This is a genomic window from Hymenobacter sp. R533113, assembly GCF_056835965.1.
Genome location: NZ_JAKWBD010000001.1, coordinates 904,180 through 919,973 on the forward strand (window position 1 = coordinate 904,180; position 15,794 = coordinate 919,973).

General features: G+C 55.7%; 12 protein-coding genes and 1 pseudogene. 7 read left to right on the plus strand and 6 right to left on the minus strand.

The window, feature by feature from the left end; all coding sequences use genetic code 11:
* The first annotated feature begins 186 nt into the window (after window positions 1-186).
* Window positions 187-2,052: a sensor histidine kinase gene (locus tag MKZ35_RS04250; RefSeq protein WP_482511961.1), complete on the plus strand. Its 1,866-nt coding sequence runs from the start codon at window positions 187-189 to the stop codon at window positions 2,050-2,052.
* Here MKZ35_RS04250 and MKZ35_RS04255 read toward each other — a convergent pair.
* The 6 genes from MKZ35_RS04255 to MKZ35_RS04280 all read right to left on the minus strand — a co-directional run bounded on the left by MKZ35_RS04255 (window position 2,033) and on the right by MKZ35_RS04280 (window position 7,982).
* A complete protein-coding gene (locus MKZ35_RS04255) occupies window positions 2,033-2,536 on the minus strand; it encodes a LytR/AlgR family response regulator transcription factor (RefSeq protein WP_482511962.1) in 504 nt (167 codons plus the stop codon). The genes MKZ35_RS04250 and MKZ35_RS04255 overlap by 20 nt on opposite strands.
* Before the next feature lie 8 nt (window positions 2,537-2,544).
* Complete coding sequence (locus MKZ35_RS04260) at window positions 2,545-2,769, minus strand: response regulator (protein WP_482511963.1); 225 nt, start codon at window positions 2,767-2,769, stop codon at window positions 2,545-2,547.
* Between the two features lie 362 nt (window positions 2,770-3,131).
* A complete protein-coding gene (locus MKZ35_RS04265) occupies window positions 3,132-3,524 on the minus strand; it encodes a heavy-metal-associated domain-containing protein (protein ID WP_482511964.1) in 393 nt (130 codons plus the stop codon).
* 82 nt (window positions 3,525-3,606) lie between these two features.
* Window positions 3,607-5,913 (minus strand): TonB-dependent receptor, encoded by a 2,307-nt coding sequence (locus tag MKZ35_RS04270; RefSeq protein WP_482511965.1) that lies wholly within the window; start codon window positions 5,911-5,913, stop codon window positions 3,607-3,609.
* 103 nt (window positions 5,914-6,016) lie between these two features.
* Window positions 6,017-6,466, minus strand: coding sequence for a hypothetical protein (locus MKZ35_RS04275; RefSeq protein ID WP_482511966.1), 450 nt, complete (start codon window positions 6,464-6,466; stop codon window positions 6,017-6,019).
* Between the two features lie 181 nt (window positions 6,467-6,647).
* Window positions 6,648-7,982, minus strand: a complete 1,335-nt coding sequence (locus MKZ35_RS04280) for an Ig-like domain-containing protein (RefSeq protein ID WP_482511967.1) — start codon at window positions 7,980-7,982, stop codon at window positions 6,648-6,650.
* A 306-nt stretch (window positions 7,983-8,288) separates the two neighbouring features.
* Between MKZ35_RS04280 and mraZ the strand changes: the two genes are divergently transcribed.
* The 6 genes and pseudogenes from mraZ (at window position 8,289) to mraY (ending at window position 15,708) form a co-directional block, all read left to right on the plus strand.
* The gene (gene mraZ, locus MKZ35_RS04285; RefSeq protein ID WP_482511968.1) at window positions 8,289-8,762 is read left to right on the plus strand and encodes a division/cell wall cluster transcriptional repressor MraZ; all 474 of its coding nucleotides are present in this window, start codon (window positions 8,289-8,291) and stop codon (window positions 8,760-8,762) included.
* A pseudogene (rsmH, locus tag MKZ35_RS04290) lies at window positions 8,759-9,705 on the plus strand (16S rRNA (cytosine(1402)-N(4))-methyltransferase RsmH). Before mraZ ends, rsmH begins: the two are co-directional and overlap by 4 nt.
* A 1-nt stretch (window position 9,706) precedes the next feature.
* Complete coding sequence (locus MKZ35_RS04295) at window positions 9,707-10,348, plus strand: FtsL-like putative cell division protein (RefSeq protein WP_482511969.1); 642 nt, start codon at window positions 9,707-9,709, stop codon at window positions 10,346-10,348.
* Between the two features lie 92 nt (window positions 10,349-10,440).
* The gene (locus tag MKZ35_RS04300) at window positions 10,441-12,780 is read left to right on the plus strand and encodes a penicillin-binding protein (protein ID WP_482511970.1); all 2,340 of its coding nucleotides are present in this window, start codon (window positions 10,441-10,443) and stop codon (window positions 12,778-12,780) included.
* A 22-nt stretch (window positions 12,781-12,802) separates the two neighbouring features.
* Window positions 12,803-14,290, plus strand: a complete 1,488-nt coding sequence (locus tag MKZ35_RS04305; RefSeq protein WP_482511971.1) for a UDP-N-acetylmuramoyl-L-alanyl-D-glutamate--2,6-diaminopimelate ligase — start codon at window positions 12,803-12,805, stop codon at window positions 14,288-14,290.
* Window positions 14,291-14,487: 197 nt separating this feature from the next.
* Entirely contained in the window at window positions 14,488-15,708 is a 1,221-nt protein-coding gene (gene mraY / locus MKZ35_RS04310; RefSeq protein WP_482511972.1) for a phospho-N-acetylmuramoyl-pentapeptide-transferase, read from the plus strand.
* Window positions 15,709-15,794 lie beyond the last annotated feature (86 nt).

Sequence of the window (15,794 nt, forward strand, 5' to 3'; positions counted from 1 at the left end):
TTATCAGGCCTGCCATTCAGGGGTTCGGGTGTACCTATTACCGGGCTGCTTCTATGCGCTGGAGTAGCTACTACTTCGCACGCCGCCAGTCCGGGGCCGCTCACCTTTTCTCAACAACACCAGCTAGCTATTCACCCGGCTACCGTAGCCGACCCACAGCATTCTCTAAAGCAAGCCAAGGTTGTCTTGGAAGCTGCCAGCAAAGCCAAAAATGCCCCCCAGATTGCCAGTGCGCGGTTACAGCTAGGGCACGCTTTGGAGGCACTACACTGCTACGATGAGGCGGTGCCGCATTTTGCGGCCGCGTTGCGCTACCATTTGCGCACGCGAAATGTTTTTGATGCCGCCACTGCCCGCTACGCCTTAGGTAGTGCGCAGTTTAGCCAGGGCGACACCGGCAAAGCGCACGAGACGTATCTGCTTGCTTTAAAGTCATTTACTACGCTTCAGAATCTGGCTGGCGTGGCTCGCGGTCATGAATTGCTGGGCCACTTATACGCTAGCGAGGCCAAATGGCCACAGGCCCTGAGGAGCCACGAGCAGGCACTAGTAGCCTGGGAAAAGGCGGGTAACGAGTACCAGACGATAGTAGCCATGAACAATATGGCCCATGTGCACAGCCAGCAGCGGCATTACAGTCGTGCCCTGTATCATCTGCAACGTGCTTACCGCAAGGCATTGGCGTATCAGGATAGTGCCTGCACAGGCCAGACCCTTGCCAGCATCGGGCAGGTCTATCAGGCCATGAACAACCAGGAGGTAGCGATGGGCTTCTATGCGCAGGCGCTTACCAATTTGCCCCCCACCACGGCTCCGGGCTACATCGCTGACCTGCTGTACTCCTTGGCCACTGCCCATGATTCAATTGGTAATCATGAGCAAGCCAGCGCTTATCTGAGGCAAGCTTTGCCCTTAGCCCGGCAGGCACGTGCGCTTAGCCGGATCAGTAGCATTTACCAAGCGCTATCAAACCTCTACCGGCGCGACAATCAATACTCGTTGAGTCTGGAGGCTTTGCTGCATCATGCTGATTTGCAGGATAGTGTATTTGCCGAGCAGCGTTCGGCGCAGGTAGCCGAGCTGCGCACTCGCTACGAAACGGAAAAGAAAGAGCGCGAGATTCAACTGCTGACGAAAGACCGGCAGATTCAGGCTAGCCAGTTGCGCCGTCAGCAGCTGCTGCGTAACGTGCTGCTAACAGGTACAGCGGTGCTCATAGTGCTGGCCTTTGTGCTATACCGTAGCCGCCGCCGCCATCGCCGCCTCAACGGTTTGCTGAAGCAGCAGAACGTAGATATCCAAGCCCAAAGGGATGAGCTGGGGCGTTTAAACCGCACCAAAAACACGCTATTCTCCGTGATTTCGCATGATTTGCGTAGTCCCCTGGGATCTTTGTACTCGATGCTTTCCCTGCTCAATATGGGGGCGCTGCCGCCCGAGCGACTCGCGGTACATTCAGAAAGGCTTAGCCGCATGCTAGATACCACTCTGAGCCTGCTTGACAACTTGCTGAACTGGTCAGCGGCCCAAATGGAAGGGGAGGCGACCCGGCCCGAGCCAGTATACCTCGATGAGACCGTGGAAGAAACCCTGTCTCTGCTGCTCAGTGATGCCGAACGAAAAGGAATCTACTTGCTAAACCACGTGGAAGAGCCTTGCGTGGTTCACGCCGACCTGAATATGATTCGGCTGGTGCTACGCAATCTGGTGGCTAACGCAATTAAGTTTACGCCCGCCGCTGGAACCGTAACGGTGGCTGCTCAGCCCTTGGGTACTATGTGGGAAATTACGGTCACCGACTCCGGGATGGGCATTGCCACTACCGATCGGGAGAAGATCTTTGGGCACGGCGGCCCTCATACCACGCTTGGGACGGCCCGCGAGAAAGGCACTGGTCTGGGCCTGCTGCTCTGCAAAGATTTTGTGGAGCGTAACGGGGGAAAACTGACCTTTGAGAGTGAAGTAGGTCAGGGCACGATCTTCCGGTTTACCTTACCCGCCGCGACTCAGATTCTCGGGATTCATAGGAACACTAATGCTGCCGCCGGATAAGTGAGCGGCCAATGACACCCTCCGTCAGGCGCTCCCGGTAGGTTTGCCCCACGGGTAAACTATGGCCGCCTACCCGCACTTCCTGGGTACTCACCGACTCAATATGGTTAGCATTGACCAGATAAGAGCGATGCGTGCGCACAAACATGCCAGTGGGTAATTGTTCTTCCAGATTCTTAAGGTTGACTAGTGTTAGATGCGTACGCCCGTCAGCGGTATTGATTTTAGTGAAGTCCTTAAGCGCTTCCATATAAAGCACCTCCCGGTATTGTAGGCGCACGTATTGAGAATCTGTGCGGATAAAGAAGGAGCCCGGCCGCAGAATCTGGTCGTAGATCTCAGCCTCGCTTGCCGAAGAGTTGCGGATTAAACCCACTACTTTGCTTACGGAGCGCAGAAAACGGTCGAGGGAAATAGGCTTTAATAAGAAGTCAATTACATCGAGGTTAAAGGCCTCCATCGCGTACTGTGGAAACGAAGTCATCAGGACCACTAAGGGGGCTGACGCAGGGCCCGTACCAGGTCGAGGCCACTGAGGTGGGGCATTGTAACATCCGAGAACAGCACCTGCACGTCGTGGCTGGTTAGATAGCTGTGAGCCTCCAGCGGATCGGTAAATACGGCCTTCACTTCCAGCACATCCGTCATGGCTATGTACGCCTGCAACAACTCCAGCACTAATGGGTCATCGTCGAGAAGCAGACAACTGATCTTCATAAATGGAAATCTGATAATTAGTAGGGTGTGAATATAATAAGATTTAGATAATTAGGAATAAGGCTAGTCTTTTACTTTCAATACATAGCCAGTAAAAAAGGTCAGTTGATCTACTTATATACTGTATTGATCTATCTGAGACTTACTAAATAAATTATAAGCGTTATTTAGATCTGTTATCAATTTGTAAATATTGCTGGAAAATTTGCAATGTATTTAGACCGTGAGTTCTTAGTCTCCGTCTATGATGCGTTATATATGCTCCGACATTAGTAAGAGCTTCCGAAGGCAGTAATGGAGATCAAGCCCAACAAAGAGCCCGAACTATTACTAGCTCGGGCTCTTTGTTGGGCTTGGAAATACTAGTGCGTGGCTCCGTCGCTGTGGATACCGTTTGTTTTTTTGCAGCATTCGGGCAGCTTATCGTAGGCACGAGTGTCGGCGGGTTGGGCATCAGCGTCGTAGCCGGTGCGTTGTACGGCCGTGCGGAGGGCAGCAGGATTAGTCTTATCGGGGCGGTACGTAACCGTGAGCATCTGGGTAGGTACATCGAGGGTAGCCGCCTGAACGCCTTTCTCGTAAGCCAGCGACTTCTCAAGGCGAGCCTTGCACATACCGCACACGGCGGAAGTTTTGAGCGCAATTTGCGCCGTAGCATCAGCTTTGGCCTTGGCGGGTGCCTTCGTTTGGGCGTGCGCCAGTGGCGCTAAGGCTACCATGATGAAGGTGAGCAGAATGGACTTAAGGCTTTTCATTAGAAGGACATTTTTTGAGTGAAAAAAGAAAGGTTAAGCAACTGGGGGGCATTTTGTCTTGCAACAGTAATAAGCCGGGAAACTACTCCAGCCGGAAGCGAAAACCAACGTAAGTCATTCGGCCATAGACTGGTCCCCAGACCATAGCCGCGTCAAAATTCGGCCCAAATGGGTCGTTGGCTCCCATGATGGGGTTGCGCTGGCGATAGTTCGTCAGATTCTCTACGCCAATGTAGGCTTCCCAGTGCTTAAAGGCGCGGGTAACCTGAGTGTTGAACAAAGCAAAGCGTGGCGCCATCGGCAACGGCTCGCCCGGTACGTGCCCTCCAGGCTGCCCGCCCTCACCGGGGCTCATAGCCAGGGGGCGTTTGCCGAAACCCTGCATAGTCAGGTCGGCGCGCCACTTATCGAAGGCGGTGGCATAGCCGATGTTGGCGAAAATACGGTGGGGCGACGTGAGTGGCTTAGGCAGCAGCTGACTCGTGTACTCGGTGCGCACATCCAGGTATTTATAGGCCGCTTTGGCTGCCAAGCCCTTCACTGGCTCCACCTGCACTTCGGCCTGAAAGCTGCGCGAATAGGAGCGGCCACCCGGCAGCAGGTTGCTGATGTTGAGTTGATTAGACGAGTAATAAGCATCGGCCACCACTTGGTTCTGAAACTCGGTGTGGTAATAATCGGTAACGAAGGTGGCGGGCCGGCCAAGCAGTGTAAAGTACTGGGTAAAACTGCCCCCCACGTTCCAGGCTTGCTCGGGCCGTAGGTTATTCGACACCACAAAGTCGCGGGAGCTAACCAGCATGCCCGTGTTTTCAGCAATGGGATTGGCGGTCCGGAAGCCGGAGCCGCCGGCCAGGCGCAGCACCGTGTTCTTGGTGGCGTCGTACTTTATATTGAGGCGGGGCGTCAGGAACCAGCCGTACAGGTTGTGGCGGTCGAGGCGCAGGCCACCGACTACAGTCAGGTTGCGAGCGTTCTGATACGTGTACTCGGCGAAGGCACCCGGCACCCGTTCCTGGCGAATACGGTTTTCGCGCTGGAAGCGCTGGGCAGGGGTTTCGGAGGGGGCGGAGGCGTAATCAGGCTGCAATAATACCTCGCGGTAGTTATCGTGCAGATAACTCAGCCCCACGCGGTAAGTATGGGCAGTGTTGCCTAACACGCTTTGGAACAGCAAGGTGGCCAGGCCCGTGCGCTGGCGACCATCGTAGGTACGGCGGCCGTACTGAGAGTCAAACGCGTGGTCGGTGGCGGTTAGCAGTAGGCCCAGGCTCTGATAGGGTCGACCGGGCCAGGTATAGGAGGTTTTGGAGAAGCCCGTGTAGCGGTTGGTTTGCAGGGAAGTGCCATAATAAGGGTTGCCGGCTTCTTCCCGAAATCCTACCTGCCCGCCCTGGCGGGTTTCGCGCAGCGCACCAAGACCCAGTTCGCTTACAATACCATTGCCTGACTGGTATTTCCACTTGTTGAACACGTTGTACTGGGTAGCCAGGGGCAAATCCAGAAAGCTGTCCTTGTTGCGGTCTACGCGGCGGCCAAGGTAGTCGGAGTGGAGCAGAAGAGCCGTGCTCAGCTTTTTGCTGACGGGTGCGGAAAGGTTGAGGTTGAGGTCGAATTTACCCAGGTCGTTGACATAGGCGTTAAAGAGCAGGCGGTCGGTTTTGGCGGGGTCCTGCAAACGCACATTCACCTGCCCAGCCATGCTTTCGTAGCCATTTACTACGGAGCCCATGCCCTTGATTATGTCGATATTCTCGATCCAGGGACCAGCCAGGTAGCTCAGCCGGTAAGGGGTAGCCAGGCCGCGCAGGGCCGGCAGATTATCTACGGTAAGCAGTGAATAAGCGCCATCCAGACCAAGCAGCTGAATCTGCTTAGCTCCCGACACAGCATCGGTAGTCGATACTTCTACCGCGGCATTGGTTTCGAAGCTTTCCGCCAAGTTACAACACGCCGACTTGGTTAGGTCGCGGCTGGTGATGGTCTGGGTATTGGTCGGGGTAAGGCCAGAATAGGAAAGTGCACGCTCTTCTACGCGCACCTCACCTAGCTCGGCAGTGCGGCGGAGCGCCACGCGCGCAAAAACTTGTTCGCTCGCCTTGACCAAAATGGTATCAGGCCGGTAGCCTAAGGATTGAATGATAAGCTGGTGAGAAGCGCCGCGAGCGGGCCGCAGGATGCTAAAAATGCCCCCCGCGTCGGTGGTAGTTGAGCCGGCCGGATCTTCGAGCCAGCGCACGACAGCGCCGGGCAGGGGAGCCGCGGCGGCAGCATCGGTCACTTGGCCCCGAACGGGCAAGCTAGCCGGAGTTTGGGCGGCGGCTGATCCGCTGAAGAGTAGCAAAAAGCCCCCCAGCGCCAACAGCTGGCACCCTGAAAAGGAATTCATAATAGAAAGAGGTAGAAGTATTTCCAAAGACAACAGCGGAACCGATAGTCCCGCGCGGCCAAGCCGATGCAGCTCAGCTAAGCCAAATGACCAGGATATACTTTTATACTACCAATACGCAGCCAAAAGCCAGCAGCACGCGGCCGGCCCTAGGTGGGGGAGAAGCGTCCGTAGCATGCCAGCGACAGGCAGCCTTCGACAACAGGGGTGCAGCCAGAACAGGTGGCCAAACTGTAGATGGTGGCCAAGTACTGATAGCTGGACCAACGAGAAATTTGCCCCCCAGCAGCTGTGGAGCGGGGGCGCTCAGCTTGTGAAAATCGGTTGCGAGGTCGCAGCAGGCTTGTCGTAGTTCTTGGGTAGTGGAGGAGCTGCACTCAATAGCCTCACTGCTTGGCTGGCATACAGCCGTGGCGGCGCTGAGGGATAAGTCGGCCGTGGTACGCCCGCTTATACGGCAGGTGCGCCGCTGCACGCTCAAACCCACCGAAGCAGTAAGTATAAGCAAGGCCAGCAGGCCGCTAAAAATCCGATGTGTAAGTGGGCGCTTCACGGGGCAAAGATACGACACCAGGATTGCAAAACGCGGCGGGAAAAGTGCAGGATATGGGACGCGGCAAGCAGCCAAGTGCATAACTGTTCATCGCTCAACTAGGTGCCAAAGCGTGGGTGCGGCGGCTCCCTCAGACGCTTCAGTCACTGAGTTTACTTGCGCCGCGGCCCACGTAAGCAGGCTATTTCCTCGTCTTAAACTTTACTTCGTACGGCTTTAGCGGGTAGCCGTCTGCCGACCGGAATCCGCCTTCCGTTACGCTGCCTATCACGTTGAATTGGTAGGTGTGCCCCGGTTTTAGGTCCACTGGATAAGTAATAGATTTCTTATCTGCGGAGAAGCTCAACTTGCCAGTAATAGGCCACTGCTCTTTGCCACCGGGGCCAAAATCGGTGTTGGTAGTACGCCCCATTGCCCGCGAGAACTCCACCCGGATTTCCTTCACCGACGCATCCAGGTAGCCATCAGTAGAAATGGCCGGCGTCACGGCAACCACGATGGGACGGCTGTTTTCGTAGGCTTGCATCAGTTGGACTTTGTCTATTGGCTCAGTGAAATACCGCGTCTTTGCTAGAAAAGCTTCCACCATCTCATCATTGGTACAGTCCAATTCAATAAGCTCCTTCACGGCTTGCTTCTTGTTTTTGGCCTGCTGGTAGTAGCTTTTGCAGATGGCGTAGCCCATGTAGTAGCCCAGGTCGCCGACGTGGGTGGGGTCAGTGGATTCCTGATTATAAAACCAGTTGAGGTAGTAGGGCGCAAACATTTGAGCCTTGAACTTCTCTTTCAGCTCCGGCTCGTGCGCTGCCCCGTAGGTCATATAGGGGAAGGGAACAACTTTGCCGGTAATCAGTTCGGCCACCAAATCGCAGGTGCCTTCAAAAATAGCCTGCGCCAGTAAGGTGTTGCCGGAACCCTTCTGCTGGGTGTGCACATACTCGTGCACGTTCAGCGGGACGATGTTCTTATAAGGTTCCGTTTTATAAAGTCTGGTTAAAAAGGCTTTGCGGGCGGGCGGAAATTCCGATACATCTACCGCCGATGAGCCAGTAGCCAACTCAGCCCCGATCAGGACCAGGCTGTCTTGGACAGTACCGCCGGAGCGTAGTCCGCCAATCGTAAAATAGATGGCCGCAGGCCGCAGGGTTGGGTACAGACGCTTTAGCTTGCGCAGGTAAGGGTCAATATCTTTCGCGCTGGCTTTAGCCAATTGGGTACTGGAACGAATGGAATTCCAATACTTGGGATAGCGCCGAATCAAGCTGACCCATTCTTGGGCGGTGTATTCCCGCACTTCCATAAACGCTTTCAGGCCGGGCGTGCCCTTGGCAATGTAGAGTTCCTGGATGTAGTGCAGTTGCTGCAGGCTATCGTTAGTGGTGCTAATACTGTCGTAGGCCACCCAGAAATTATCGATGTCCGAGAAGAATACTTTCTGCTTAGAGCGCTGCCCAAAAGCTACGGGCGAACTGATCCATAAAAGGCTGAATAGTACTAGTACGCTGAGTTGTTTCATAAGATAGAGCTACCGCCGCATAAGGTACTACGAAGCGGCAACTTAGCATGTATTTGCGCAACTCACGCGCCTGCACAAGCGGAATAAATAGAAGCAGATTCAGGCCTGACATTTTGGCAAAGGCTCTACCACTGTCAGCCACTTTTCTCTTAGGATTAGCTTTTGCTTCCAAAAAAGCCCCCCAGCATCTTAAAAACGCGTTTTTGCGTAGTGGTAGAAAATGGTAAATCGTGGTTGCCTTTTGATAGGCAATCTGTACTTTTGCTAACCTCCCTATTTCACGGCTTGGCGGCCCGATTTCTCTCTATGAATCTTCTCTCTGGCGAATATGAGTGCAAGCTTGACCCGAAAGGGCGCTTGGTGCTGCCTGCCAAGGTGAAGGGAAATCTGCCGGAAGCCTCCGGTAATCAGCTGGTGCTGGTGCGCGGCTTCGAGCCCTGCCTGGTGCTGTATCCGCGCGCTGCCTGGCGCATAATTCATGATAAAGTGATGGCGCTGGACGAGTTCAACGAGGAGTATCGGCAGTTTCAGCGCAACTTCTTTCGCGGCATGACGGAAGTCGAATTCGACAGCATTGGCCGCTTTATGCTGCCGCGTACTATGCTGCGCTACGCCGGCATCGAGAAGGAAGCCATTATCGTGGGCCTGGGCAACCGCTGCGAAATCTGGGACCCTGAACGCTACGATGAGTTCCTGATTAAAGACCAACAAAGCTTCTCCAAGCTGGCCCAGAAATTTTTGTCCACTGAAACGCCCCCCGGTGGGCAACTGGCCGCATGAGTGCCGCTCAGCCCACCAACGGTTCGGTGTACCACCGCCCCGTAATGCTGGCCGAGTGCCTGCAAGCCCTGGACATACAGCCCAATGGCCGCTACGTGGATGTCACGTTTGGTGGCGGCGGCCACTCCAAGCCACTTTTGGAAAAGCTCACCACGGGCCACCTCTACAGCTTCGATCAGGACGCGGATGCCGAGCGCGAAGCCGCTGCTCTGGCTGGCCCAAACTTCACGTTTATCCGCGCCAACTTCCGCGATTTACAGCCAGAGCTGGCTGCTCACGGCGCGCTGCCCGTAGATGGTATTCTGGCCGATTTGGGAGTTTCCTCGCATCAGTTTGATACGGCCGAGCGCGGCTTTAGCACCCGCTTCGACGGCCCCTTGGATATGCGCATGGACCCCGAAGCCGACCGCACGGCCGCCGAGGTAGTCGCCGAGTATTCGGAGGCGGAACTGCACCGCATTTTCGGCATGTACGGCGAGGTGACCAACGCCCGCACTTTGGCTAATACGCTGGTGGCAGCCCGCCGCGGACAGGCAGTGCGGACCATTGGCGAGCTGAAAAAGCAATTGCCCCCTGCACGCCCCGCGGCAAGGAAAATAAGTACCTGGCTCAGGTATTTCAGGCCCTGCGCATTGAGGTAAACGATGAGTTGACGGCTTTGCAGGAAATGCTCTTACAAACCGCCCAAGTGCTCCGCCCCGGCGGCCGGCTGGTGGTTATGTCCTATCATTCACTAGAGGATAGACTGGTGAAGAACTTCATGGCGAAGGGCAAATTCTTCGGCGACGTTGAGAAGGATTTCTATGGTCACCAGCACACGCCCTTCACCGTGCTCACGCGCCGCCCGGTGGAAGCGTCGGCGGCGGAGGTAGCCGAGAACAGCCGCGCCCGCAGTGCCAAGCTGCGCATCGCGGAGAGAAGTCAGGAAAAAGCTAAGAGTTGACATGGCGATAAATACCATCAAACCACCCGTTGCAGCGCCCCGCTCCAACGTGCCCCGGCCGGTGATAGTGCCCCCAGCGCCGGCACCCGAGCCGGAGCAGGCTCCTGAGCCCGAGCCGCTGCCGATAGAGGAAGAAGCACCCCGCGCCCCGCGCCCGACAAAGCCGCGCAACTCCTGGAGCGTATTTACGCTGCTGGAGCGTATCACGCGCATGGATGGCTTGTTTCGGGAAGGCTTGCCCGTGCGCTATCTGCCCCACGTGCTGTTCATCATGTTTCTGACCTTGCTCTACATTGGCAACACGCACTACGGCTACCGCATGAACCGCAACATTCAGAAGCTGAAGCTGGAAACCGAAGACTTGCGCGCCGACTATACCACCCTCAAATCAGACTACATGGAGGCCAGCAAGCAGAGCGAAGTAGCTCGCAAGGTGGCCGCATACGGTTTAGTCGAAAGCTCCTCGCCTCCGTTCCGCATTACCGTGCCCGCTGGCCGCCTCGATGAAGCAGAGCTGGATAAGCTGCCCATCATCACGGCCGATTCGTTGGCAGCGCGGGCCGTGCGCGATTCGCTGGCTACCGTCGCCGCTGATTCCGTGGCGCTGGCTGAGGGCGAAGTAGTAGCCGAACCTGAAGATTGATTCACTGGCTTCGGACTCCAGCCTGACTTATGCTTCGAGGGAGGTGAAAAAGCCCCCCAGGTACTTATTCAACACAATACACACGGAATACTGTGAAAGGCAACGTTAAAAAATCCATCGTTACCCGCGTACGGCTGGCGTTTTTGGGCGTCTGCCTGTTCTCGGCGGCCATTGTGTGGAAGGTGTCGCGGATTCAGTTTAAGGAAGGCGACCGGTGGCGGGCATTGGAACAGGAGCGCCGGGTAGTGTATCAGCCGGTATTCGCCACGCGCGGCACTATCCTCTCGGACAACGGCAGCATTATGGCTACGTCGCTGCCCTTTTACCGCGTCGCCTGGGACCCAAGTGTAGTCGATAAGCAACTGTTTCGCAGCAACGTGGACTCGTTGGCTTTGCTCTTGTCGCGATTTTTCGGCGACCGTTCGGCCAAGGAATACAAGCGCAAGCTGATGAATGCCAAAAACTCGAAGGAGGTAGTGCGCTACCTGCGGTTGAATTCGCGGCAAATCAATTATCAGGACAAAAAGAAACTGGCTCTGTGGCCCATTTTCCGGGCGGGCAAAAACAAAGGCGGCGTTATTTTCGAGAAAGTTGACAAGCGTTTCCGGCCGTTCGGCGGCTTGGCTCAGCGGACTGTCGGCTTTCTTAACGAAGACAAAAACGGCGCGGGCCTGGAGTTTACTTATAACAGCCAACTCGCCGGAAAAGACGGCGAGGCGCTGTTTGAGCGGTTGCCGGGCGGTAATAAGCCCATCTATGATGGCACCGAAATAAAGCCCCTGCCCGGCTACGATATCAAAACCACCATCGACATCAACCTGCAGGATGTGGCTGAGAATGCCCTCTACAAGTCGTTGGTGGATAATGATGCCCAGTACGGCTGCGTGATTCTGATGGAAGTGCAGTCGGGGGAAATCAAAGCCGTGGCTAACCTGGGCAAGGCCGCCGATGGCGTGTACCGCGAGGACTACAACTACGCCATTGCCGACCAGGGCCGCACCGAGCCGGGCTCCACCTTCAAGCTGGCGTCGATGATGGCCTTGTTTGAGGATAACCCCGATTTGGAGCTAACCGACATAGTGGATACCGGCAATGGCCGCATGTACATCGGCGGCGCCGTGAAAACTGACTCGCACGCCAATGGCAAGATTTCGGTGCAGAAAGTGGTGGAGCAATCGTCTAACATTGGGGTGGCCAAGCTGGTAAACGACCATTTTCAGCAGAAGCCCGACAAGTACACGGACTACCTCAAACGGTTTGGGCTTGACAAGCCGCTGGGCTTCCAGATGCACGGCGAGGCGCGGCCTTACGTGAAAGACCCCACCGACCGAAGCTGGAGCCGCACCTCGCTCACCACCATGAGTATTGGATACGAGCTGAAATTAGCCCCCCTGCAAACCCTGGCCTTCTACAATGCCATTGCTAACGATGGGGTGAAAATTCAGCCCATCATTGTCAAGGAAATTAGGCAGGCCGATAAGGTAATTGAGTCTTTCGAGCCCAAGGTATTGAACGCCAAAATCTGCTCGGAAGAAACCCTGCGCAAGGTGCGTGCGATGCTGGAAGGCGTGGTGCTGCAAGGCACGGCAAAGGCCATCAAATCGAACGACTTCAGCATTGCGGGCAAAACCGGAACGGCCTGGAAGTTTAAGAACGGCCAGTACACGCGCACGTATTCCACCAGCTTCTGCGGCTACTTCCCGGCCGATAAGCCCAAGTACAGCTGCATCGTGGTAGTCGATTCGCCCAAGCGGGGCCGTATCTACGGCTCCGATGTAGCCGCGCCGGTTTTCCGGGAGGTAGCCGATAAAGCGATGGCGCGCGACATTGCCAGCCAGCGCCCGTTGCTGGCTCGGGTGCCGCTGAATAAAACGCAGGTGCCCGTAGTAAAAGCGGGCTTGCAGGACGAACTGACGCTGGTATGCGAAAAGCTTGGTGTGAACCAACAGGCGCAAGCCACGGGAGAGGAGTGGGTGCGGGCCGATACGAATACTCGCTCGCTGGCTTGGCAAGCGCAACCCGTGTACCGCGGCCAAGTGCCCGATGTAAGTGGCATGACCCTGCGCGATGCGTTGTTCTTGCTCGAAAACCGTGGTCTGCGCGTACGTGCCGTGGGTAGCGGCCGGGTGCACCGGCAGTCGGTAGCAGCGGGCACACCTCTGCGCCGCGGCACGGTCGTGATGCTGGAGCTACAACCCATTGGCGCTATGGCGGGCACGAAGCCTCAGCCCCCGCCGGCCCGAACTAAGCTGGTGGAAAACAAGCTGCTTACCCCCGCCGACCCTGATCCGGCCAAGCAGCGCGCTAAGCTGCTGCTACGCCAGGAGCAATTAAAAAAGAAGATGCTGGAAGAAGAATCGGAGCCGGTAGAAGCGAAAAAGCCGGAAGTAAGTAAGGATAAAAAGAAGGTATTAATAAGCAGCCTTCACTAGCACCCACAGCAACCGGAATACATTGACTAATTCAGCTCCCATAGCGCACCCACTAGCCAATCTGCTATCCGCCGTAACGGTGCAGGCTCAGCATGGCCCGACCGATGTAGTCGTGCAGGGCCTTACGCTGGATTCGCGGCAGGCGGCACCGGGTATGGTGTTCTTTGCCCTGCGCGGCGCCCAAACCGACGGTCACCAGTTCATCGACAAAGCCGTGGCCCAAGGTACGACGGTAGTAGTGTGCGAAAATTTGCCCCCCAGCCTCGACCTGACCACTGCCTACGTGCAGGTGCCCGATAGCGCCGAGGCTATGGCCCACATGGCCGCCGCATTTTACGGCCATCCGTCCCGCCAACTTCAGTTAGTGGGCGTGACGGGGACCAATGGCAAGACCACCTGCGCTACGCTATTGCATAAGCTGTTCCGGGAATTGGGCTATCATGTAGGCTTGCTCTCCACAGTGCAGAATCAAATTGATGAGGAGGTAATTCCAGCTACCCACACCACCCCGGATGCTATTCGGCTGAACGAGCTGCTGGCTCGGATGCTGCGCGCCGGCTGCACCTACGTGTTTATGGAGGTTAGCTCCCACGCGGTAGTTCAGCACCGCACTACGGCTTTGCGCTTCGTGGGGGGCATTTTTACCAATATTACCCACGACCACCTCGACTATCATGGCACCTTTGATGCATATCTGAAGGCCAAGAAGGGTTTCTTCGATCAGTTAGGTAAGGATGCCTTTGCGCTAACCAACGCCGATGACAAGCGCGGACCAGTGATGCTCCAAAACACCGCTGCCCGCCGCGAAACTTACTCGCTGCGCAGTCTGGCTACGTTTCGGGCAAAGCTGCTGGAGAATGCCGTGCATGGTCTGCATATGGAAGTAGATGGCCGGGAGGTGCAGTTCCGGCTGATTGGGGTGTTCAACGCCTATAATCTGCTGGCTGTGTATGGGGCAGCCGTATTGCTGGGTGAAGACCCGACGGAAGTACTTACGGTGCTGTCGGGCCTGACGTCGGCGCCAGGCCGCTTCGAGCCTATTGTGGCCGAGCGCACCCGCGTGACCGGCATTGTGGATTACGCGCATACGCCCGATGCCTTGGAAAATGTGCTTTCTACCATTGCCCAGATTCGCCAGCCCAGCCAGCAGGTAATTACGGTGGTAGGCTGCGGCGGCAACCGCGACGCGGCTAAACGCCCCGTGATGGCCAACCTGGCGGCCAAAGGTTCCAACCGCGTGGTGCTCACCTCCGATAATCCGCGCTTTGAAGATCCTAACGCTATTCTAAGTCAAATGCAGGCCGGCGTGCAAACCCAGGATTTGGGCAAAGTGCTGACCATTCCCGACCGGCGCGAGGCCATCAAAACGGCCGTTGCGCTGGCCCAGCCCGGCGACATCGTGCTGGTGGCCGGCAAGGGCCACGAGACTTACCAGGAGGTGCAAGGTGTGCGGGGGGCATTTGACGACAAACAGGTCTTGCAAGAGATGTTCGATTTATTGAATAAGTAACGCGAAGCGGTGCTTCGCTCATCGAACAATAGGCTGGGGGGCATTTTAGTACTGTCGCTCAAAGATTCAGACGCGAGGCGAAGCACCGCTTCGCGTTACACCAAAACCTTGAAAACACAACGTTTGACCTCAACCTAAAAAACTAAACCTTTGCATCTTGGCCCAACTCCACTTTCTATCCGCTGACCCTCGCGCCCATGCTTTATTACCTCTTCACGTACCTCAGTAAGCACTATAATCTGCCTGGGGCGGGCGTGTTTCAGTTTATCTCGTTTCGGGCGGCTATGGCCGTCATTACTTCCCTGCTCATTGCCCAGGTATTTGGCAAAAGCCTGATTCGCATTTTGCAGAAAAAACAAGTAGGCGAAAGTATCCGAGACCTGGGCTTGCAGGGGCAGTTAGAGAAAAAAGGCACCCCGACCATGGGCGGCCTGATCATCATTCTGGCCATTTTGGTCCCCGTGCTATTGTTTGCCAAGCTCGATAATATCTACATCGTGCTGATGCTGCTGAGCACGGTTTGGCTGGGGCTGATTGGGTTTCTGGACGATTACATTAAGGTGTTTCAGAAGAATAAAGAAGGCTTGAGTGGTCGCTTTAAAGTGCTGGGACAGATTGGTTTGGGTATTACAGTAGGCTGGGTGCTGTTTTTCAGTAATGATGTAACGGTGCGGCAATACCTGCTACCCAACGGGCAGCTATCGGCCGTAGATGCCAGCACGGTGTATCAGGATGTGAAGCTGATGATTACTACTATTCCCTTCGCCAAAAACAACGAGCTGAACTACGGTAACCTGTTTGCCTACGCCGGCCCGTATTTCAACGGCCTTTACAGCTTCCTTTACATTCCCATTGTCATCTTCATCATCACGGCTGTTAGCAACGGCGCTAATATCACCGATGGTCTTGATGGCTTGGCGGCAGGCACTTCGGCCATTATCGGTATCACGCTGGCTATCTTCGCCTTTGTGAGTGGTAACGCCCTGCTGGCTGATTACCTGGATATTATGTTCATTCCGAACTCTGGGGAGCTGGTAATATTCTGTACGGCTTTTGTGGGCGCCTGCGTGGGCTTTTTGTGGTACAACAGCTATCCGGCCCAGGTTTTTATGGGTGACACGGGCTCTTTGGCCATTGGCGGCATCATTGCCGTGCTGGCTATTATTGTTCGCAAAGAGTTGCTGATTCCGTTGCTGTGCGGGGTATTCCTGATCGAGCTGGTATCGGTAATGGCGCAAGTGAGCTACTTCAAATACACCCGGCGCAAGTATGGCGAAGGCCGGCGCTTGCTGCGCATGTCGCCTCTGCACCACCACTACCAGAAGCTCGGCTACCACGAGTCCAAAATCGTGTCACGCTTCTGGATTGTGGGCATTATGCTGGCCGTTTTTACGCTGGTCACTTTGAAACTACGCTAATGACATTTCCCACAGTGTTTCGCAGTGTTAAAGCGCAGTGTCGCGCAGTGTTCAGTCAGCACACTGCGCGACACTGCACCCGTCAC

What these genes read in the sequence shown, in the direction of transcription:
- MKZ35_RS04255 (WP_482511962.1), bottom strand. Translation starts at nt 2,536, where the DNA reads ATGACTTCGTTTCCACAGTACGCGATGGAGGCCTTTAACCTCGATGTA.
- mraY (WP_482511972.1), top strand. Translation starts at nt 14,488, where the DNA reads ATGCTTTATTACCTCTTCACGTACCTCAGTAAGCACTATAATCTGCCT.
- MKZ35_RS04260 (WP_482511963.1), bottom strand. Translation starts at nt 2,769, where the DNA reads ATGAAGATCAGTTGTCTGCTTCTCGACGATGACCCATTAGTGCTGGAG.
- MKZ35_RS04295 (WP_482511969.1), top strand. Translation starts at nt 9,707, where the DNA reads ATGGCGATAAATACCATCAAACCACCCGTTGCAGCGCCCCGCTCCAAC.
- MKZ35_RS04270 (WP_482511965.1), bottom strand. Translation starts at nt 5,913, where the DNA reads ATGAATTCCTTTTCAGGGTGCCAGCTGTTGGCGCTGGGGGGCTTTTTG.
- MKZ35_RS04265 (WP_482511964.1), bottom strand. Translation starts at nt 3,524, where the DNA reads ATGAAAAGCCTTAAGTCCATTCTGCTCACCTTCATCATGGTAGCCTTA.
- MKZ35_RS04280 (WP_482511967.1), bottom strand. Translation starts at nt 7,982, where the DNA reads ATGAAACAACTCAGCGTACTAGTACTATTCAGCCTTTTATGGATCAGT.
- mraZ (WP_482511968.1), top strand. Translation starts at nt 8,289, where the DNA reads ATGAATCTTCTCTCTGGCGAATATGAGTGCAAGCTTGACCCGAAAGGG.